Source organism: Coprobacter sp. (genome assembly GCF_982436375.1).
Genome location: NZ_CEWDCG010000006.1, coordinates 13,969 through 36,515, shown reverse-complemented (window position 1 = coordinate 36,515; position 22,547 = coordinate 13,969). Strand labels below are relative to the sequence as shown.

Below are 22,547 nucleotides of genomic sequence, written 5' to 3'. Positions count from 1 at the left end.
ATTTCCTTCTATTTATAAAAGGAACTACACAAAATAATAAACTTACTTTAGGTAAAACTTATCTTCTGTCTTTTTACAGAAGAGGCAGTTCTGATCATAACGATATAGATACCCTTTCCAGGTAACTCAAAATTACCAGATTGATAAATCTGTTTTTGAGAAACGATTCCTCCGTTAGTATTAAATAGTGTAAGTTCTCCAGCTCCTTCGATCGCATAATAAAGAGAAGCTCCGACATTCCACATCCGAATATCCTCATTTTTAGAAATGGCATCTGTCCCGCTCACTTCCTCTACTTTTAACGTAGATGTTGCAAATATTCCTCCTTTATTTCCATTATCGATAGCCTGCACTCCCCACTCATACTCTCCCGCAGCTTTAATATTCATCTGATAAGAGCATCGGATAAGCTCGCCCGATATTTTTCCCACCCGCACAAATCCGGTCTGAAGATCTGCCGGGACAGTCATAAATATTTTATCAGAACCCTTTTCACGAAGATAAAAATTATATCGTAATGCTGCAGACGGAGTCACATCATCTGTCGGTGCACTCCATGTAAACGTAGCTACATCCGTACTTTTATCAAAAGAAGCAACAAGATTTGCAGGAACAGCAGGAGCTTCATTGGATTTTACACCTTTTGTCGAAGCTATATTTTTCCACAACTTCGCTTCACAACCATTCGAACACTCTCCATTAGACCATCCCATCAACCAAGCATCTAAAAATCCGTCATTATCATAGTCGATCAGATGGTGACTTCCATGTGTTATCCGGTTGAAATGTCCTTTTTTACCAAACGGATCATCGTAATGTGCTCCATATACAGCAAAATCAAAGTCTCCTTGATTGATATACAACCAAGTCGTGTGTTCATGCTCCGCACCATGTCCTCCGACCAAAATATCGGTCAGACCATCCTGATTTACATCCCCGAAAGATAATTGTCCGCCATCGATCCCTTCCAAAATTGCCACATCGACTTTTTCAAATTTTCGATCACCGAGATTTTTATAAAAATAAAACTGCTTGGTTTTAGTATTAAAATAATATCCAGGAACTACAAGATCGGGCAAACCGTCGTTATTCAAATCGCAAATTCCGCATGAAGAATCATTTACCCCCAAGAAGGTCTGGTCACTTTCTGTAAATGTTCCGTTTCCATTGTTCCAATAAATATGCAATTCCGAATTTCGAGAAAGACCGTATCCTGAAGACATAATATCCAACCATCCGTCACCGTCCAAATCAGAAAAACAAACACTACCGTCTGTCTCTCCATGAAACGCACCTCCGCCTTTCAACGGAGATGATTGTAACTCAAAACGCTCTCCATTTATATTTTTATACAAATAAACAACCCTTACGGCATCCTCAGGATGTTCCGAATCAGGACGTGCACAATCATCGAAACCGGTCATAATAATATCGACATACCCGTCATTATTATAGTCGCCGACTGAAACCCAATTATGCCCCTTACCTCCGGTTTTACCATTATATATCGGTAATATCCCCGTCTCCGATTCAGGAATTTCCTCAAAAGTAACTGTCCCGTCAGAAGCTATTCCTCGATTGATATACAAATGAGTCTTTATTTGATCAAATTGAGTATCCCCATCCAACCAGGCATAGTTCCAATCATTCAAACCCGGAAGAAGAAGATCCAACAAACCGTCATTATTCATATCAAACCATACCGGACAAGAAAATGCCGTACCCTCAAAAGGAGACTCAAGTCGGGTAAATGTACCGTCCCCGTTGTTCTTATAAAAATTAGACTGGATTTTCGATGCATGGATATGCTCGTTCTTGTCACTATAAAAAAGATCTAAATACCCGTCATTATTATAATCTCCCCATGCACTTCCGGTATATGTTGCATGATAAAAACAACCGGCAGGATTCGTTCCTTTATTGCCGCCTACAGCAGCCTGTTTAGGGACAGGATTCTCCACTTCTTCAAATTTCACATTCGCAACATCTCCCGCAACCTGAGCTTGTAACAGCATATGGCTACAAAAAATTCCGCCCCATAGCAAAATTTCCTTTATCAACCTATTTTTCATGATGTTAGTTTATTATTGACATAGAATAAAATTATCACGATAAAGATACTTATTCATTATCTTTTTTTATAGCACAAATCGTTCAATAAATAGAAATCTCGAATTAATAAAGCTATACTTTACCCCTACAACTATTTTTAAGTGCTTAAAGTCTGTCTAAATTTTCTTATCGGAAATTTTAGACAGACTCCCAATCCAATATATAGAAGATTAAATCCTACTTTCGGTTTTCACCGACAAAACGGAAATCCATATTGTCTAAATTCCAAGCCTCCATCCATGGAATCGTGAGATTTTCACCTTCAAAAACGATTGGTAACCAAATATATCTCGAATCGATCAAATTCGTTTTATTCCACTTGTCAAACATCATTATATAGCCATCTTTCTTCCCGTTTACCGGCAAAATGAAAGTGCTTTGTCCGTAAAAAGTTTTATCGGCATCTTTCCCCCGACAAGGATTTTCGACAGCTTTCCACGGCCCTAATATCGATTCAGCCACAGCATACTCCGCCTCATTAGGATCCCATCCTGTACAACCAGAAGTAACCATATAGTATTTACCATTTCTCTTAAATATGGCCGGAGCTTCTCTAAACTTATTCGGGAAATTTCTCGTATAAGTCCCTGAATGATCTAAGTAATCATCAGTCAACAAACTAATATAAAGAGTTGCATTTCCTTCTGACGAATAAATATGATATGCCTTCCCATCATCATCTTTAAATAAGGTCATATCCCTACTGATCTGTCCATTAGGATGCATAGATCTTAAATATGTAAATTTTCCGGTAGGAGAATCACTAACAGCAACACCAGCCGCTGCCTTCCAATAATTATAACTGTCTATATGCATCCACATAACGAATTTTCCGGTTTCATCATTATATATGACTTTCGGACGTTCTATAACCATGGATGGATGGATGTCGGAATGAGGATTAAGTGTATCCGGTTCCAATACAATGCCTTCGAATTTCCAATTATATAAATCTTTCGAAGAATAACATGAGACACCGCCAGCTTCGGTCCTGTAACAATCCCAATCAACACCGGGAGAGCGATATGTATGCTCACCCTTATACTCCCCATACCAATAATATGTCCCGTCATGATACAAGACACCTCCACCATGCGCATTTATCGGATTTCCATCCGTATCTTTCCACTCTTTTCCCGGCATAATACTTTGAGCATAGCACGAGAAAACCGAGCATACACATAGGCATGCTAATAACAAACAAAAATTTTTCATATTTTTAAGATTACATGTGTCTAATAATTACGCTACGGCTAAGAAGATTGCCGCTGCTGTTTTTCAAACTCTTTTGGTGTCATACCGAACTGTTTTTGAAATAATTTTATAAAATACGACGGAGAATTAATTCCGACAAGGAAACATATTTCACCTATTCTATGGCGTCCATCAATGATTAGTTCCGTTGCTTTTTTAAGACGGATCAACCGGATAAAATCGGCCGGAGAAGTTCCGGCAATAACTTTAATTTTACGATGAAGACTCGAACGACTCATAAAAACTATTTCGGATAATCGCTCTACCCCAAAATTCGGATCTGTTATATTATCTTCTATAATACCGATCAACTTATTCATCAGCTCCTCATCGGCTTTACTCATTCCCATAGAAGTAACCGGCAAGAAAGGTTTTCTCATAAATGCTTCTTTCTCCCTCTTCCTATTATCGAACAAAGACGTCAACTGAGCCAATAAATACTGGAAAGAAAAAGGCTTCTCTATATATACATCAGCACCCATCTTCAACCCTTCGATCTTACTATCCAAATCATTTTTAGCCGTGAGCAAAACGACCGGAATATGACAGAACTCGATATTAGATTTAATATTCCGACAAAGTTCAAATCCGTCCATTTCAGGCATTATTATATCGGAAACAACAAGATCAATATTTTTCTCTTCTAATATTTTTAAAGCCTCGACACCATTCTGAGCCTGTTCTACGATAAATTGTTGCTTCAATTTATCCACCATAAAATGAAGCAATTCTACGTTATCTTCCACGACGAGAACTACTTCTGTATTTTGCTTTTCATCATCTATGACACTATCTTCCGGCAAAAAGTCTTCATTCAAAGATAATGTATCACTCTTTTCTACATTTTGCGCCACAGGAAGTCTCAGTACAAAACAATTCATCTCATCCCGTTCTTCAAGAATAAGAGAGCCATGATGAAGCTCACTCAAAGATCTGGCTAACGATAAACCGATACCCGAACTCGAAAGAGCATTCGCATCCTTTTTCATTTGATAAAACGGATCGAAAATCTTTTCTCTCAACTCAACAGGTACTAATTGTCCGTCATTTAAAAAAACAATTTTAAAATCAGGTTCTCCCGGTTCAACTTTTATTATAATCTTATCATCCGAATACCGGATTGCATTCGAAAATAAATTATTCAAGATCTTTATAAGAGAACTACGGTCTGCCAAAACATAAATATCGAATTCCGGTAAAATAAGTTCCATATGCCGATTTTCCGATAAAGCCATTGCTTCAAAGCGTTGATACTCATCTTTCAATATATCCACGACATTCAGAGATACAAAATTCATCTGCATTTGATTACCGTCCATTTTTCTAAAATCCAGTAACTGATTGATCAACGCCAACAGTTCCGAAGTATTCCGGCTCATTATCTGAAGATTCTTTTTTATTTCGGGATCGGTAATATTCATTTCCAACATCGATTCCAACGGTCCGTTAATCAAAGTTACCGGTGTACGTATCTCGTGAGCAATATGTGTAAAAAAATCGATTTTTGAACTATATAGCTCTTTCTCTTTTTCACTTTCAAACAACTGCTGTTTTTCTGCTGTTTTTATTTCACTCCTGCTCTTATACCAACGGAACCATAAATAAAATATCAACACAGCCAAAAAACAATAGATAACATACGCCAACGGGCTTTTCCACCAAGGAGGTAAAACCGTTATTTCCACTACAGCTCCGCTCTCATTCCACAATCCGTCATTATTAGCTCCTTTTACCCGGAAAGTGTATTTTCCCGGAGGAATATTCGCATAAGAAACATTATGATTATCACGTGTATATACCCAATCATCATCGATATTATCCATTTTATAGGCATACACATTAGCCGACGGAGACACATAACTCAATGTCACAAACTCAAAACCGATACTCGCCTGATCATAATTCAACGTTATCTTGTCGGTATATAAGATACTCTTTTGCAAAGGTGAATTTTCTGAACGTGGTGTAACCTCCTTATTTCCAATCAACAACTTCGTAATAAAAACCGAAGGTATACAACTATTTTTTTGCATCTGATAAGGATCAAAAGAAATCAAACCTTCAGAACTTCCAAAATAGAATATCCCCGACGAGCTCACAAATGCCGATTTATAATTAAACTGGTCTCCCGGCAAGCCGTTATCGGTAGTAAACACTTCACTCTGCCCTGTTTCGGGATCAAACTTTACCAATCCTTTATTAGTCCCGAACCACAAATTACGATTTTTATCTTCCAATATCTTATACGCTGTATCGTCAGGCAATCCTTGTTTTTCAGAAAATGTCGTAAAATTATCTTCTGCCTTATTATATCGACATACCCCTCCCCGATCTGTAGAAAACCAAATTTCTCCGGAAGAAGTCTCCTTAATATTGCTAACAGAATTAGAGCTCAAACTTACATCATCTCCTTCACGATGCATATAATGCTTGATTTTTCTATCCTCAGGATTATATTTATAAACGCCATTTCCCATTGTCGCTACCCAAATATATCCGTCAGAATCTTCTATTATGTCGAATATATAGCTCAATTCGAATTGAGGTAGTCGGGTAAAGGTCATAGTTTTTTTATCTCCGACATATACCCCCCAAGCATTACCGATCCAGATTTTACCTTTACGGTCTTCACATAAAGCATATATACTGGCTTCATTCAATCCCAACTGTTCTCCGGAATAATGACGGACCGAGAAATTTCTCCGATCGATTATATCAAGACCATTCTTAAAAGATCCCGCCCATATATAATTTTTATCGGCCAAAAGAGCCAATGACTTCTCACAAACCGATTTAGATCCTACATCCCTTCCTATTTTCTTAAATGCACCGGTATGAGGATCATAAATATTGATGCCGGCATCTTCTGTACCGACCCATATATTTCCTTCTTCATCTTCCACAAGCTCTCTCACACGTTTACTACTGATCGTATAGGGTCTACTCAAAGGTATATGTCTTGTAAACTCTATTCCTCTTTGAGGGCAGTAATTCACTCCCCCCAAATTAGTTCCGATCCATATACCGTTTTCTCTGTCCCGATAAATTCGTCCGATCTGATTATCAGATAATGAATAAGAGCACATCGGATCATTATAGATATGTGATATTTTGTTTTTTAATTCGTTAATAACATAAACGCCCGACTGAGTTCCCACCCATAATTCATCGTCAAAACAAGCTACATCACGAATAATCTTATAATGTACTTCAGGAGCATTGACGTCTGTCAAAATATTTTTTCGCTTATTCAGTTTTCTCAACTTTCCTTCATGTATTCCGATTACCAACTCATCGCCGTAATCACACATTTTGTAAATATTCTCTCCGAACAAGGTTTCACCGGAATTATCACCCAAATATTGGGTAAATTTGTCATTCTCCCTATTATAAAGGTAAACACCCTTACCATTTGTCCCTACCCATAATCGTCCGCTTCGATCTACACAGAGACATTGAGGATTACCTTGATCGGGAAGTTTAGGATCTCCGAAAGGATAATGCACCAACCCGTCACTATCATAGCGGAATAAACCTTGATTAGGTAAAACAATCCAGATATTTCCGTCGGCATCTTCCCTTATATCCGACACCCAATCTTTCATTTTTATTCCGCTCTTTGTCGAGTCATTGACAAAAGTAAAAGTCTCATAAACCGGATTGAAAATAAAGATTCCCTTATCCGTACCTATCCAAAGATGTTTATTTTTATCTTCATAAAGCGACGAAATATTATTGTTTCGTTTGTTAGCTATAGAATCGTAACAATCAAATACCTGAATGGAATTTCCATCGAATCGGTTCAATTTATTCCGGGTTCCAAACCACATAAAGCCTTCGCTATCTTGTAATATAGCTTTAATATCGGTCTGTGAAAGGCCATCATGACCGTTTATGATGGTAAAATAATATTTAAACGAATAATCCTGAGCCTGCAAGGTAATCAGACTTAACAAACCAATTATTCCTAAAAGATACCTCTTCATGGTATTCATAAATTTTGCTTTTCGCAAATGTATATATAAAAAAACAAACATATATTCCAAAAAATAACAATCTGGTCGAAATTACAATATCTCAAACGCCTCATTACGGTATAAATGAAACAAATCTTTCAAAAATTGACACTCCTATTACAAGAACACTTATCGATTCACTCTATATTTGTAATATAATTTAAATATTGAATACTATGCTTAAATACAGGTTATCTTTATTCTTATTTACATTTTTAATTATTCAATCATCCGCTCAACTCAGAGATCGGATTTCCCTATCGGGAGAGTGGCAATTTTTTAAAGGCGACACCGAGATTTCATCTCAAGTCGAACATGTAACCGTCCCACATAGCTGGAATGCACAAGACGGGACAACGGCAGATTATTATCGAGGCAAAGGAACCTATCGATATAATTTCGATTTGCCTAAAAACACGAAAAAAAAACGTGTATTCCTCAGATTCGAAGCGGTCAGCCAAGAAGCGGATGTATTCCTGAACGGACAATATCTCGGTAATCACAAAGGGGCTTTCAATGCCTTCTGCTTCGAAATCACCCCATATCTTAAAAAGAAGGACAACGAGCTGATCGTTAAGGCCAATAATATTCTCAACCCCGATATAGCTCCTCTATCCGGAGATTTTACTATATTCGGAGGCATATATCGTCCCGTATCTCTTCTCATTCTTCCTCAAACATGTATAACACCGCTTGATTACGCCTCATCGGGGATTTATATAAAACAAACAGAAATACAGGATCATAAAGCAACCATAGATATTACCACAAAAATCGATGGGGATATATCCGGGAATAAAAAACTGCGACTCCGCACGTCTGTTTTCGATCCGACCGGTAAACTCGTAACAACCTCAGAGAACGAAGAAATCAGAGCTTCGGAAAACACGGTAGCTATCGATCAAAGAATATATTTAGACAACCCTATTTTATGGAACGGGAAAGCGGCTCCAAACCAATATCGTTTCTTCTGTGAGTTACTACAAGGGAAAAAAGTCATTGATACCTTATCGGTGTATACAGGACTACGTTATTTTAAGGTCGATCCCCAAAAAGGATTTTTCCTGAACGGGAAATCTTACCAGATAAGAGGGGTAAACCGCCATCAAGACCGACCCGGAAAAGGTTGGGCGATCAGTGAAAAAGATCACCAAGAAGATATGCAACTCATCAAAGAAATAGGAGCAAACGGAGTAAGACTTGCACATTATCCCCACTCCGATTACTTTTATTCTCTATGTGATAAAGAAGGTTTGTTGGTTTGGGCCGAAATACCTTTTATAGGAAATGGAACTGAATCGACTGCATTTGAAGAAAATCTGAAACAACAATTGACCGAACTCATTCGCCAAAACTTCAATCACCCTTCGATATTCTGCTGGAGTCTTTTCAACGAATTGGAAAAAGGGAATCCGGAAAAACTGGTTGCAGAGCTGAACGATCTCGCACACAAAGAAGATCCTACCCGCCTTACCGTAGCAGCAGCGAACATCGAAGGACGACCGGAGAACACGATTACCGATATCATGGCATTCAACACATACCCGGGCTGGTACTGGGCTGAACCTGAGACAATGGGAGCGTCGATCGATTGGAAAAAAGATGAAAAAAGAGGCGTTTGCATCAGTGAATACGGAGCTGGAGCAAGCATCAAGCATCATCAACAGCGAATGAAGAAAGCTCCGAAATGCGAAGGGGATTTTCATCCTGAAGAATGGCAAGCGATCGTTCATGAAGGAAATTATAAAGAAATCGATAAAAGAGACTTCGTTTGGGGTTCTTTTGTTTGGAACATGTTCGACTTCGCCAGCGGCGGACGGAAAGAAGGAGATACTTATGGTATGAATGACAAAGGATTAGTTACATACGACCGAAAGACTCCGAAAGATGCATTTTATTTTTATAAAGCAAACTGGTCGGAAAAACCGGTCCTACATATTACGAGCAAACGTCATATCGAACGGACAGAACCGGAAACCGATATAAAAATATACTCGAACTGTTCAGATATCACTCTATACGTAAACGGGATGAAATATGCTGGAAATAGCGGAGATCACAATATCTTTATCTGGAAAAACATCCGATTACAACCCGGGAAAAATAAAATCCGCGTAACCGGAACATTCGATAAAGAAACCATAACAGACCAATGTGAATGGATCTTGAAAAACTGAAATTCTCAATATTAATAATCAAACACAACAACATGAAGAAGACATCTTTCCTTATTCTGCTTTCGCTATCGGTTTCTTTCTTTTGCTCAGGAAAGAAAAGTGCAGTTGATTATGTCAATCCGATGATTGGAACTGCACTGAAAGGAGAAGGCGGAACATCTCCATTTGTCGGCACACCTTTCGCCATGACTAAATTTATGCCGCAAACCCGCGAAAACAAAATGGGGACCATGGCTTACGTTTATGATGATAAATCTATCATGGGATTTTTGGCATCCCACCAACCGACCGTATGGATGGGAGATTACGGCTACGTCTCTTTGATGCCGCAAATAGGAGAAAAAATAAAAGTATTGCCAGAAGATAGACAGATAATTTTCGACCATAAGCAGGAAAAAGCAACACCTTATTACTATTCTGTAAACCTGCCTTCAGAAAATAAAAAGAATATCAAGGCCGAAATAAGCGCTGCAAGTCGCTGTGCTTTATTCCGTTTTACATTTCCTAAAAGTAATAATGCCCGTCTGATCATACAAGGAATCAATCTGAATCCAAAACTCAATGATTGGTGCAATGATTACGGACCACGACTGCAAAAAATAAAAGGATGGATCAAAATCGACCCTGATAAAAACGAAATTGTCGGCTATAATCCCGATCGGCAGGCTGCGCAAATCGGTCCTGAACTACCGAATTTCAAAGGCTATTTTATCATTCGCTTCAACAAAAAAATACAAAATTTCGGAACATGGAGCGAATCTGAGATTTTTAAAGGGAAAACAGAACAAACCGGAGCTCGAATGGGTGCATACGTAGAATTTGCCACCGCTAATAAGGAACAAGTCTTAGCACAAATTTCTACATCGTTTATCAGTTTAGAACAAGCCCGTATCAACATGGAGAAAGAGTTACCCGACTGGGATTTCGATCGGCTTTGCCAAATGACAAAACAGGCTTGGAACGATAAACTTTCGAAGATAGAAGTCTCCGGCATCGAAGATAATGATAAAAGTATTTTCTACACTGCATTATACCATTGTTACTTATTTCCTCGTGAATTTTCGGAATATGGTAAATATTACAGTGCTTTCGATGACAAAGTACACGAAGGAATTTCCTACAATGACTATTCGCTATGGGATACATTTCGTGCATTTCATCCGCTTATGACATTGCTGGAACCTGAATTGACAGGCAATTGGATTACCGGACTTCTGCAAATGTATAAAGAAGGCGGATGGATGCCAATGTGGCCGAATCCTTCATATACGAACATTATGATAGGAACACATGCCGATGCCCTTATTGCAGACGCATATATGAAAGGAATACGTAATTATGATACCGATCTGGCTTATGAAGCTATGCGAAAAAATGCTATGGTTCCACCAGACTGCGATACACAAAGGCGCTATGGAGACCGCGACCGATGGACCTCTTTCGAGGCAAGAGCAGGTGCCAGTTTTTATCACACAATCGGATATGTACCCGACGATAAAACAGCCGAATCGGTATCTCGTACATTAGAATATGCTTACGATGATTGGTGTATCGCACAAGTAGCAAAAGAAATGGGTAAAATGGATGATTATAAATCCCTCATGCAATGGTCTCAAAACTACAAAAACATCTATAATACAGAAAAAGGGTTTATGCTCCCCCGCAAATATAACGGAGAATGGATCGATCTGGATGATCATAACCGACACGGATTTACCGAAGGATCAAAATGGACTTATCTGTTTTGTGTTCTTCAAGATATTCCCGGAATGATCGAAATGATGGGCGGAAAAGATGCGTTTGTAGCGAAACTCGACCGAAACTTCAATGAAGACCACTACCGTCACGATAATGAACCGGGACATCACTATATTTATTTATATAATTATTGCGGACAGCCTTGGAAAACACAAGAATTAATACGCAAACATACCCGTATCAATTATCGTAATACCCCCGACGGAGTAAATGGGAATGATGACTGCGGACAAATGTCGGCATGGTATATTTTCTCAGTTATGGGATTCTATCCTGTAACACCCGGAAGCAACGAGTTTGCGATAGGAGCGCCGCAGTTCCCTGAAACCCGGATAACTTTGAACGTAAACGGGAAAAATAAAACATTAACGATAAAAGCGGAAAATCTTTCGGAAAAGAATAAATATATTCGTGAAATATTTATTGACAACAAACAGTTGAACCGACCATTCATCAACTATTTTGATTTAATCAATGCCGAAACAATACGATTCGTTATGACCGATAAGCCATCGAATTTATAAACACTCTAAAAATAACATTATGATAAAAACAAAAAAAATATTGGGTTTAAGCTTATTCTTGTCGACATTTTATTTATCTGAAGTTCAAGCCGAATCCCCTGCGTATGCCGTACAAGATAACACAACGGTATATCAATCTAAACGTCCGGATTCCCGATTGTTCGTTTCACAAACCGTAGATAACGAAATCGACAGAGTCAGTAAAATGCTGAAAAACAAAAAACTGGCATGGATGTTCTCTAACTGCCTGCCAAATACGCTCGACACGACTATACATTACAGAACTCAGGATGGAGAAGACGACACCTTTGTATATACCGGCGACATACATGCCATGTGGTTGAGAGACTCCGGTGCTCAAGTATGGCCTTATCTTCGATTCGCCCAACAAGACAAAAAGCTGCAAAAGATGCTGAAAGGTGTAATCCGACGACAAATTAAATGTATTCTCTTCGATCCTTATGCCAATGCTTTTAACGATGGGCCTACAGGAGGGTATTGGATGAGCGACAATACAAAAATGAAACCGGAGTTACATGAACGCAAATGGGAGATAGATTCTCTATGCTATCCGATACGATTGGCATACGAATACTGGAAAGTAACAGGAGATACATCTGTTTTTGATGATAAATGGGTTAAAGCCGTTACTTCTATTTTACAAACATTCAAAGAACAACAGCGGAAAAACGGACTCGGTCCGTACTCATTCATGAGAAAAACCGAAAGAGCTTCTGATACGATGCTCAACGGAGGATACGGACATCCGGTAAAACCGGTCGGACTGATCGCTTCGGCTTTTCGTCCTTCAGATGACGCAACAACATTCTTATTCCTCGTGCCTTCTAACTTTTTCGCGGTAACCTCATTAAAAAAAGCGGCAGAAATACTTGAAAAAGTAAACGGAGAGAAACAACTGGCAGATCAATGTAAAGATCTGGCAAAAGAGGTTAGTGACGCTTTAAAGAAATATGCCGTTCATAAACATCCCAAATACGGAAAAATATACGCTTTCGAAGTGGATGGTTTCGGTAACCAGCTACTTATGGACGATGCGAATGTCCCCAGTTTGTTGGCAATGGCTTATTTGGGAGATGTCGATATAAAAGACCCGATCTACCAAAATACACGCAGGTTTGTATGGAGCGAAGATAATCCATATTTTTTCAAAGGTAAAGCCGGTGAAGGAATCGGAGGACCGCATATCGGATATAATATGATCTGGCCTATGAGCATTATGATGAAAGCTTTTACAAGCCGAGACGATAAAGAAATAAAAGAATGTATCATTCAATTGCTAAAGACCGATGCAAATACCGGATTTATGCACGAATCTTTTCATAAAGATAATCCATCCGATTATACCCGTTCATGGTTTGCTTGGCAAAATTCTCTATTCGGAGAACTTATTCTCAAATTAATCGATGACGGAAAGATTGATTTATTAAACAGTATTCCCGAAATCAGCTAAAACTCTCATTAAAAGCGGACTCATCTTTTGTCCGCTTTTAATTTATCCGTCAATTTGAACGAAATTTTCTATTTTTTGAACGACATGTATAACAAAAAGCAGATAAAATAGAATATATTTGTGACGTGTTAGTTGTAATAATATCTGATATGAAAATTAGATACGAGAGGTGAAAATGTGTCTGATTAGACGTTCGTTTAATCGAATAAAAAAATCCTCTCTCTTTTTAGAATCTGATTCCATATTAAATAGATATTATTAAGTGACATAGAAAAATTATCAATCCGTCCCTTTTGTTGTCTATTTAAACGAACGTTTTCTTAGACAGCGAAAGGGACTTCTATTTTTCGGAATCTCCCTCGTACCTGATCCTTAATTTCTCAATTTCCGTCAGTTTTCATATCCGATTTAAGACAAGATATTCGTGCCTTAAGAAATTTCTAATAAAATATAATAATGAAAAACGTCAACTTTTTTGCAAAAGCAGTTTCGATTTACTGTATTTGTTTATTATCTGCAACAGTTACCGTACACTCGGCAACAAAGGATATGACAAACGGTAAATGGACCGTCCGATTTAATGATGAGACCCGAAAAAGTGAATTTGTGAAAGACGGTACAACCATTCTACAAGACGTATCCGTCAAGTTTAAACATAATGCTTCGATTTTAGAAAGCTCATCATATTCCGATATAAAATTCAGTGAAGAGAATTATTCCGATGCAACAGGTGAATGCAAAAGATTTATTATAGAATATAAGAATACAGAAAATTCAACCTATCCGACGATACAACAATGTTTCTATCTATATCCGGATAAAGACTACTTTTTAACCGATGTATTTCTATTATCTTCAGGAACTTCGAAAATAGAAAGCAATTACATCGCACCGATATATACAGAAACACAAAATCGTTTTTTACCACAAGATGCCAATAATCGTTTTTTATTCGTTCCTTTCGATAACGATGGTTTCATTACTTACGGGTCGCTTCCGTTATCCAGAGGAATAGATCCTACATCTTTAGGATTAGGAAGATTCGCCAGAGATACGATCTCTTTCGAAGTGACATCCATATTTAACGGAGAAACACAAGAAGGTCTGGTTATAGGATCTGTAGAACATGATACATGGAAATCTGCCATACGAATGACAGGTAGCCCCCTATCTCAAGCTTGTATAAACAAACTCGAATGTTACAGCGGAGCGACACACAATATTACACATGACGCAATCGATAATAACCGATTGCAGCCTCACGGAGTTGTAAAAGGAACGAAAATAAAATCTGCCCGGATGTTGGTAGGTCTTTTCGATGACTGGCGCACCGGTATGGAAACTTTCGGAGACGTCAATGCACTTATCGCTCCAAAAAGAGAATGGAATAATCCGACACCTTTCGGATGGAACAGTTGGGGCGGTATGGAAAGAAATATCAATTTTGACGGTGTTATTTCTGTATCAGATTTCATCAAAGAAAATATTCAAGGAAAGGGTCATTTCGGAGAAGACGGACTTGTTTTCGTAGGACTGGACTCTTTCTGGGACAATCTGAATTGGGAACAATTGAAACAATTTGCCGATTATTGTAAAGCAAACGGACAAGTACCGGGCATTTATTGGACACCGTTCTGCGATTGGTTCCCGGAAAATGACCGCGCTCTCGAAGGCAATAACGGTTATTTTTATAGCCAAACACATCTCAAAGTAAATGGTAAAACCAAAAAACTTTGCGGTGCCGGATGCATGGACCCGACCGCTCCGTCAACCCTGTCCCGTATTAATTTCTTTATCGACAAATTTAAAGCTGCAGGATTCAAATACTTAAAATTGGACTTTATGACCAACGGAATCGTAGAGGCAGACAGCTATTATAGAGATGATATTACAACCGGCGTACAAGCATACAATTTCGGGATGAAACATCTGAGAGAACGCTGCGGAGATGATATGTTTATCGTCGAATCCATAGCTCCTCTTTTCCCAGCTAATTATGCTCATGCCCGTCGTATAAGTTGCGATGCTTGGGGAGAAATGTGGCATACCAACTACATGATGAACAGTCTTTCTTTCGGATGGTGGCTCAACCGGGTATATTGTTTTAATGATCCCGACCATCTGGTAATGGGAGACCGTAGCGATGCAGAAAATATGTCGAGAATGACAACCGGAGCTGTTACCGGTTATTGCATGTTAGGAGATAATTTAAGTACGAAAGGGAGTTATATCGGCTCGGCAACATCTCAAGCCAAAGCTAAAAAATATGCCACATACGAAAAAGTCAACAATGTCATAAGACTCGGAAAATCTTTCCGTCCGGCATACGGACATAAAGTATTCGGATCCAACAGAGCCGTAGATCTGTTCTATTTAGAAACAGAAGACTCCTATTATATTGCTTATTTCAATTACAATGAAGGAGAAAAAAGCGGAATCCTCGACTTGAAAAAATTAAATATCGATCCGGATAATATCGATACAGGTAAAAGTTTTGAATGTTGGTCTTCCGATCCGGTAACTATCTCCGAAGGGATGTTGGAATACTCATTACCTAACAATCAGGCAAAATTGTACCATTTATTCAAAAAACAAAATACGCAACCCCAAAACTAACAATTAAGAAAATCAACATTACATGCGTTAATAAAAATTTATACATAAAATTAATTTCATCATGAAAAAACTCAGAAGTTTCAAACTGACAAGCAGTCTATGTGCTGTATTGTTAATGCTTGTTTTTGTTTCTTGCAAAGACGACAAAGAGAAATCTGCCACACACGATCCCAATAAGCCGATAACCTTAACCAATTTCTATCCGACCAATGGAGGTGTGGCGACCAAACTTATTCTGAACGGGGATAATTTCGGTTCGGATGCTAAAAACATCAAAGTTTTCATCAATGACAAACCGGCAGCCGTCATATCGTCTATCGGAAACAAGATTTATGCCATCTGTCCGAGAAAACCGGGTGAAGGCGATGAAAATCAGATTATCGACTGTAAGGTCAAAGTCAAAATCGGAGATCAAGAAGTCGAATATCCCGAACATTTTATCTACCAAATACAGACCGTGGTAACAACCGTCTGCGGAATTAAAGATGCTCCGGACGATGTAGTAACCGGTAACCTTGCCCAAACGACTATGCCTCCGGTAACTTACCTGACTATCGATAAGGACAACAATATTATTGCTTGTCTTCGTAACAGAAATAGCTATTACAACAATAATAAAGTTATTTTGGTAAATGAAGATGAAGATGCCAGTCGTCTGTTGATTCCGGATACAGGCGCTCCGTTGAACCAACCGTGTATGTTGGATGACGGAAATACAGTATATATCCCGACAGATAGTAATTTAGATTATTGGGTTATGTCTTCCGAAAATTTATGGAGTCCGATAAAACAAGCTTTAAAACCTGCCACAGGAGAACAAGTCAATATCAATTTTAAACATTCATTTGCCATGTGTACGGTCGATGGCTATATGTACACTCGTGCTAAACAAAATGGTATCCTTTACAAATTCGACCCGAAAACCGGATTAACGATGCAAGTTGCAACCGGATTAATGTCAGAAAGTGACGCTTATATGGCATTCAGTCAGAAGAATCCTTCAAAACTTTATTTGGCATATACCAACAGTCATTGCATATATACTTATGACGTACTTACCAAAAAGCACGAACTGTTCGCCGGCATCGTAAATAATGCGGGATATCTCGATGGTATCGGTTCATACGCCATGTTCAATCAACCCCGTCAATTGGTTCTCGATGAAGACGATAATCTCTATATCGCCGATACGGAAAACCAGGTAATCCGAAAAGTGACACCTCAAGGACAGGTCAGTACCGTAATCGGACAGGCCGGAATTGCCGGATATCAGGATGGTGACCCGGAAGTAGCCCTATTCGACCGTCCTCACGGAGTTTGTATCAATAAAGAGGGAATTATTTATATCGGAGATTATGAGAACCAATGTATCCGCCGTCTGGCTATCGAATAACCTTAATTGCATCGAATAATTAAAATCTACCATAATGAAAAAAATCATATTTATAATTTTATTAGCGTGCTGTCAGATCTCCGTATTTGCACAGCAAGCCGCTAAAACATTCACGGTATCGGGAACGGTAGTGGATGAAACCGACACACCGGTTCCCGGAGCCAGCGTATATGCCAAAGACAGAGCCGGTATGGGAACCGCCACGGACGTCGACGGAAAGTTCTCGTTAAAAGTCCAGAAAAACGATATTCTCGTTGTTTCGTTTTTAGGCTATGCACCTTCGGAAACCGCCATTACCGGACCTAAAAGCGATCTGAGAATCAAATTGACACCCTCAGAACACCAACTTGAAGAGGCGGTTGTCGTCGGTATGGGAACCCAACGGAAAATAAGCGTGGTAGGTGCCGTAACCAATGTCAATGTAAAAGAGCTTCAGACTCCGGCTACAAACCTCGCCAACATGTTAGGCGGTCGTATTCCGGGTATCATTTCGGTACAACGAAGCGGAGAACCGGGGAAAAATATTTCGGAATTCTGGATCCGGGGTATCGGAACGTTCGGAGCAAATAGCAGTGCACTCGTTTTGATCGACGGATTAGAAGGAGATTTGAGTGAAGTGGACCCTGCCGATATCGAAAGTTTCTCGGTCTTGAAAGATGCTTCGGCAACGGCCGTTTATGGGGTAAGAGGTGCAAACGGTGTCGTATTGATAACGACCAAAAGAGGTACTGCCGATCGGCTGCAAATCACCGGACGTATCAATCTGACCGTTTCACACTTGACAAACATGCCCGAATACCTGAACTCGTACGAATATGCCAAATTGGCCAATGAAGCTCGAGCTGTACGAGGCGACAGACCTCTATACTCCGATATAGAAATGGACCTGATCAAATACCAACTCGATCCGGATCTCTATCCCGATGTAAACTGGCAAGACGAACTTTTACACAAGAATGCCTTACAACAGACCTACTTCATCAATGCCCGAGGCGGAGGTAGCTTGGCCCGTTATTACTTAAGTATGGGTATGTCCAATGAATCGGCAGCCTACAAACAGGACAAGAACTCTAAATATTCGGCAAAAGTGGGATACCGCACGGTAAATTACCGATCGAATCTGGATATCAATCTTACGAAAAGTACGGCTCTCTATTTCGGCGCCGACGGATTTATTTCCACCAAATCGGAACCGGGGAACAATGATACGGATGCGCTTTGGGCGACTCAACGCAATTTGACTCCGATTACCATTCCGACAATCTATTCGACAGGTCATCTGCCGGCTTATGGTGTCGATAATGCATATTCTCCATACGTGATGTTAAACAAAACAGGTATGACCAATATCCGCCATTACCGGGGAAAAGCGACATTGGAATTGAAACAAGATTTATCTATGCTCTTAAAAGGTTTAAAAATCCGGGCGCAAGGGGCTTACGATACCGAAACGAACCTGAAAGAGATCCGGTCGATCCGTCCCGAAATGTACTATGCCCAAACTCGTAAATATACCGGAGAACTCGGTATCATCAAACGTGTAGAATCAGAACCGGCCAAATATACCCATGAAGATGAACAATTCTATAAAGTACATTTCGAAACAACGGCCACTTACGAAACCACAGTTGCCAAAGAACACCGACTATCCGCATTGCTTTACTATTACATGAGCAGCGAACAACGAATGAATAAAGACATAGACGCTAAGGCAGAAACATTACGAAGCATGTATGCCATACCTATACGCTACCAAGGATTATCCGGACGTATTACTTACGGATTTCGGGATACCTACTTCATGGACGTAAACTTCGGATACACCGGATCTGAAAACTTCCAATCCGGACATCGGTTCGGATTCTTCCCTTCGGTTGCCGTAGGTTGGATTCCCACTCAATATGAATTTATGCAACGAGGATTGCCTTGGCTGAATTTCTTGAAAATCCGGGCATCTTACGGTACGGTAGGTAACGACCGATTAACCGATGAACGTTTTCCCTATTTGACTCTTATGGTCGATGGTGACGGAGGAGGCTGGGGAAGCAGTAGCGGATATATTACAGAAGAACGGGTCGGTGCCAACAATTTAAGATGGGAAAAAGCCAAAAAAGCCGACTTAGGTATCGAAGGACGTTTATTCAACGAAAAGCTTCAATTCGTCGTCGATTTCTTCCAGGATAAACGCGATGGAATTTACCAAAGACGTTCTCAAATTCCAAGTTATGTGGGACTGACTCAAATGCCTTTCGGAAACGTAGGAAAAATGAAAAGCTACGGTTCGGACGGAAACATCTCGTTCACTCAAGATTTCGGCAAAGACATGACTCTTACGCTCCGCGGTAATTTCACCTATTCCGCCAACAAAGTGGAAAACTGGGAACAGGCATTCCAACCGTATGACTACCAGAACTACACGGGATATGTCAACAACGCTTTCCGAGGATATATCGCTTTAGGTCTTTTCCGGGACGAACAGGATGTGGCACAAAGCCCGAAACAGACATTCGGTGAATATATGGCGGGAGACATCAAATACAAAGATGTAAACGGTGACGGGGTAATCGATGAAGATGATAAAGTACCTTTGTCTTATCCGAACTATCCGCGTCTGATGTATGGTTTCGGAGGTGAATTCCGTTACAAACAATTTACATTAGGAGTCTTGTTCAAAGGAACCGGAAATACCGATTACTACTATGTAGATGACAACGGATATTGGGATAAAGGGAAAAACGGTGAAGGCTATATTCCGTTCTATAACGGAGCTACCGGTAACGTACTGAAAATCGTTGCCGACCAGAAAAACCGTTGGACTCCGGCTTCCTATTCCGGTGATCCCTCTACGGAGAATCCGAATGCCAGATACCCGAGATTAAGTTACGGGAAAAGCGCGAACAACACGCAGTTCTCGACTTTCTGGAAAAGCAATTCTCGTTATTTGAGATTGCAGGAAATCAATTTAAACTATAATCTGACCGCCGGAAAGATTCTGAAAACGTTAGGCGTAAGATCCTTAGACCTGCAATTTGTCATATCGAATCTCTGCGTATGGGGGCCAGAGAAATTATGGGATCCGGAACAAGCCGATCATAACGGTGGCGCTTACCCGATTCCTACTCAGTACGCATTCCAGATGTATGTAAATTTCTAATAAAAACATTACGAAAAATTTTCGACAATTATGAACAATATAAAAAAGATAGTCTGGTTTATCGTAGCATTACCGATTATCGGCATAATCAGCTCATGTGACGATTTCCTTGATGTCGATCACTACTTCGACGATACCTTGAAATACGACTCCGTATTTGCATCCCGAAAAAATTTAGAAAAGTACCTTTGGGGAGCAGCCGGAGAACTTCCCGATGAAAGCGCCATCTTCGGAGATGATGTAACTCCCGGAGTAACAGCTTCCGATGAAATCTTCACACTTATGAAACAAGATCTATTTCACGGAAAAGCCCTGACTTTAGGAGAAGTAAGTCCGTCAAATCTATGTAGTATGAATTCATGGGATCCGGCTTACAAAGTGATCCGGAAAGCCAATATGATCCTTGCCCGTATCGGAGAATGTAAAGACATTACCCCATTGCAACGGGCAGAACTGATCGGATATACCCATTTCCTCAGAGGATATGCCTACTATTTCATCCTGATGAATTACGGACCGGCAGTGATTGTCGGAGATTTGGTTTTCGACAACAACCAAGACGCATCGTACTATGAACGGCAACGCAGCACATTCGATGAAACGGTCGATTATATCTGTTCCGAATTCGAACTGGCAGCCCAAAATATCCCCGCAGATGCCCCGATCTTAAATTTCGGCCGTCCGACCAAAGGTGCGGCATACGCTCTGATCGCCCGGGTGCGGCTGCATGCAGCCAGCCCTGCATTCAACGGAGGATCGGCAGCATACCGCTATTTCGGAAACTGGAAACGTAAATCCGATGGAGTTCATTATGTATCACAAACCTACGATGAACGGAAATGGGCGTTAGCTGCCGCAGCAGCCAAACGGGTAATGGATATGGGCCGTTACACACTTCATACAGCAGAACGCGTATATTCTAAACCCGGCGGAGATGCAACAGAAGTCACTCCGGAACTGCCCGAAAATGTATCGAATGCCGATTTTCCTTATGGAGCAGGAAATATCGACCCGTTAAAATCATATACCAATATGTTCAACGGAACGACTTATCCGGTACAAAACAAAGAGTTGATTTGGGGTAAATATTCGGATAAAATACGAAACTATACTCGTCAGTCATTCCCCATCTACATGGGCGGGTACAATGCGATGTGCCTGACTCAAAAAGTGATCGATGCCTACCTGATGCAGGACGGGAAAACGATAGAGGAAGCCCGAGCCACCGGTGAATACAGCGAAACCGGAAACTCCCGAGTCTTAAAATATTTCTCCGGATACCGCCTACTAAGAGGGACATACAATATGTATGTAAACCGGGAAATGCGTTTCTATGCTTGCGTAGGATTCAACGGCTGCTATTGGCCGGCCACTTCTTGCACAAATACCAATGTCAGAAACCAAACCGTATATTATTACAAGGGAGGAAATGCAGGGCCGCAGACGGCCGGTTCTTCACAACAAGAGCAAAATCAATGTATAACCGGATATGTGCTGAAGAAGTATATTCATCCGGAAGACAATTGGTATAACGGAAACGGTGCGACACGGGTAAATAAGGTGTTCCCGATTATCCGGTATGCAGAAATTCTGCTTTCTTATGCCGAAGCAATCAATCATTTGCAAAGTTCGCATACGGTAACTCTGCCCAGCGGACAAACCTATACGTTCTCCAGAAATTCGAATCTGGAAGACATGTTATTTGCATTCAACCAAGTACGTTTCCGCTCGGGACTTCCCGCTTTGAAACCGGAACAATACACTTCGGAAGACGCAATGGACGAACAGATAAAAAGAGAACGCTTTATCGAATTTTTGTGCGAAGGACGTCGTTTCTACGATGTACGTCGGTGGGGTACTTATGAAGAAGAAGAAAATGTGCCCATAAGCGGAATGAATGTTAATGTCGGTCTCAACGATGGTTACTATACCCGTACGATCATGACCCACTCCGATTACAGAAACCGAGTTGTCGACAAGAAAACCGTATTCTTACCGATAGAACGGAATGAGATATTGAAATCCCGACTATTGGATCAGAACCCGGGATGGTAATCATATAAATCACAAAA

Annotated in this window: 10 protein-coding genes; 7 read left to right on the top strand and 3 right to left on the bottom strand. The window is 40.1% G+C overall.

What is annotated here, in order from left to right:
* Positions 1-47: 47 nt before the first annotated feature.
* The 3 genes from AC1WHX_RS00865 to AC1WHX_RS00855 all read right to left on the bottom strand — a co-directional run bounded on the left by AC1WHX_RS00865 (position 48) and on the right by AC1WHX_RS00855 (position 7,361).
* Complete coding sequence (locus AC1WHX_RS00865) at positions 48-2,072, bottom strand: T9SS type A sorting domain-containing protein (RefSeq protein WP_278584911.1); 2,025 nt, start codon at positions 2,070-2,072, stop codon at positions 48-50.
* A gap of 217 nt (positions 2,073-2,289) precedes the next feature.
* The gene (locus AC1WHX_RS00860; RefSeq protein WP_122337780.1) at positions 2,290-3,327 is read right to left on the bottom strand and encodes a glycoside hydrolase family 43 protein; all 1,038 of its coding nucleotides are present in this window, start codon (positions 3,325-3,327) and stop codon (positions 2,290-2,292) included.
* Positions 3,328-3,365: 38 nt separating this feature from the next.
* Positions 3,366-7,361 (bottom strand): hybrid sensor histidine kinase/response regulator transcription factor, encoded by a 3,996-nt coding sequence (locus AC1WHX_RS00855; protein WP_303116735.1) that lies wholly within the window; start codon positions 7,359-7,361, stop codon positions 3,366-3,368.
* A 197-nt stretch (positions 7,362-7,558) separates the two neighbouring features.
* Here AC1WHX_RS00855 and AC1WHX_RS00850 point away from each other — a divergent pair, with 197 nt between their 5' ends.
* From AC1WHX_RS00850 to AC1WHX_RS00820, 7 genes are all read left to right on the top strand, one after another.
* Entirely contained in the window at positions 7,559-9,559 is a 2,001-nt protein-coding gene (locus AC1WHX_RS00850; RefSeq protein ID WP_303116737.1) for a glycoside hydrolase family 2 protein, read from the top strand.
* A 32-nt stretch (positions 9,560-9,591) separates the two neighbouring features.
* Positions 9,592-11,841 carry a GH92 family glycosyl hydrolase gene (locus AC1WHX_RS00845; RefSeq protein ID WP_303116740.1) on the top strand — a complete coding sequence of 750 codons (2,250 nt, stop codon included), beginning with the start codon at positions 9,592-9,594 and terminating at the stop codon, positions 11,839-11,841.
* Positions 11,842-11,860: 19 nt separating this feature from the next.
* Positions 11,861-13,312, top strand: a complete 1,452-nt coding sequence (locus AC1WHX_RS00840; RefSeq protein WP_022600365.1) for a glycoside hydrolase family 125 protein — start codon at positions 11,861-11,863, stop codon at positions 13,310-13,312.
* A gap of 456 nt (positions 13,313-13,768) precedes the next feature.
* The gene (locus AC1WHX_RS00835) at positions 13,769-15,928 is read left to right on the top strand and encodes an alpha-amylase family protein (protein ID WP_303116742.1); all 2,160 of its coding nucleotides are present in this window, start codon (positions 13,769-13,771) and stop codon (positions 15,926-15,928) included.
* Between the two features lie 61 nt (positions 15,929-15,989).
* On the top strand, positions 15,990-17,321 hold the full coding sequence (locus AC1WHX_RS00830; RefSeq protein ID WP_303116744.1) for an IPT/TIG domain-containing protein: 1,332 nt from the start codon (positions 15,990-15,992) through the stop codon (positions 17,319-17,321).
* A gap of 34 nt (positions 17,322-17,355) precedes the next feature.
* Positions 17,356-20,475, top strand: coding sequence for a SusC/RagA family TonB-linked outer membrane protein (locus tag AC1WHX_RS00825; protein ID WP_278584928.1), 3,120 nt, complete (start codon positions 17,356-17,358; stop codon positions 20,473-20,475).
* Between the two features lie 30 nt (positions 20,476-20,505).
* Positions 20,506-22,530, top strand: coding sequence for a RagB/SusD family nutrient uptake outer membrane protein (locus AC1WHX_RS00820; protein WP_303116746.1), 2,025 nt, complete (start codon positions 20,506-20,508; stop codon positions 22,528-22,530).
* Positions 22,531-22,547: the final 17 nt, after the last annotated feature.

Excerpts from the sequence above, each read along its gene's own strand:
- AC1WHX_RS00865 (WP_278584911.1), bottom strand. The coding sequence starts at position 2,072 with ATGAAAAATAGGTTGATAAAGGAAATTTTGCTATGGGGCGGAATTTTT.
- AC1WHX_RS00840 (WP_022600365.1), top strand. The coding sequence starts at position 11,861 with ATGATAAAAACAAAAAAAATATTGGGTTTAAGCTTATTCTTGTCGACA.
- AC1WHX_RS00845 (WP_303116740.1), top strand. The coding sequence starts at position 9,592 with ATGAAGAAGACATCTTTCCTTATTCTGCTTTCGCTATCGGTTTCTTTC.
- AC1WHX_RS00835 (WP_303116742.1), top strand. The coding sequence starts at position 13,769 with ATGAAAAACGTCAACTTTTTTGCAAAAGCAGTTTCGATTTACTGTATT.
- AC1WHX_RS00855 (WP_303116735.1), bottom strand. The coding sequence starts at position 7,361 with ATGAATACCATGAAGAGGTATCTTTTAGGAATAATTGGTTTGTTAAGT.
- AC1WHX_RS00820 (WP_303116746.1), top strand. The coding sequence starts at position 20,506 with ATGAACAATATAAAAAAGATAGTCTGGTTTATCGTAGCATTACCGATT.
- AC1WHX_RS00860 (WP_122337780.1), bottom strand. The coding sequence starts at position 3,327 with ATGAAAAATTTTTGTTTGTTATTAGCATGCCTATGTGTATGCTCGGTT.
- AC1WHX_RS00830 (WP_303116744.1), top strand. The coding sequence starts at position 15,990 with ATGAAAAAACTCAGAAGTTTCAAACTGACAAGCAGTCTATGTGCTGTA.
- AC1WHX_RS00825 (WP_278584928.1), top strand. The coding sequence starts at position 17,356 with ATGAAAAAAATCATATTTATAATTTTATTAGCGTGCTGTCAGATCTCC.
- AC1WHX_RS00850 (WP_303116737.1), top strand. The coding sequence starts at position 7,559 with ATGCTTAAATACAGGTTATCTTTATTCTTATTTACATTTTTAATTATT.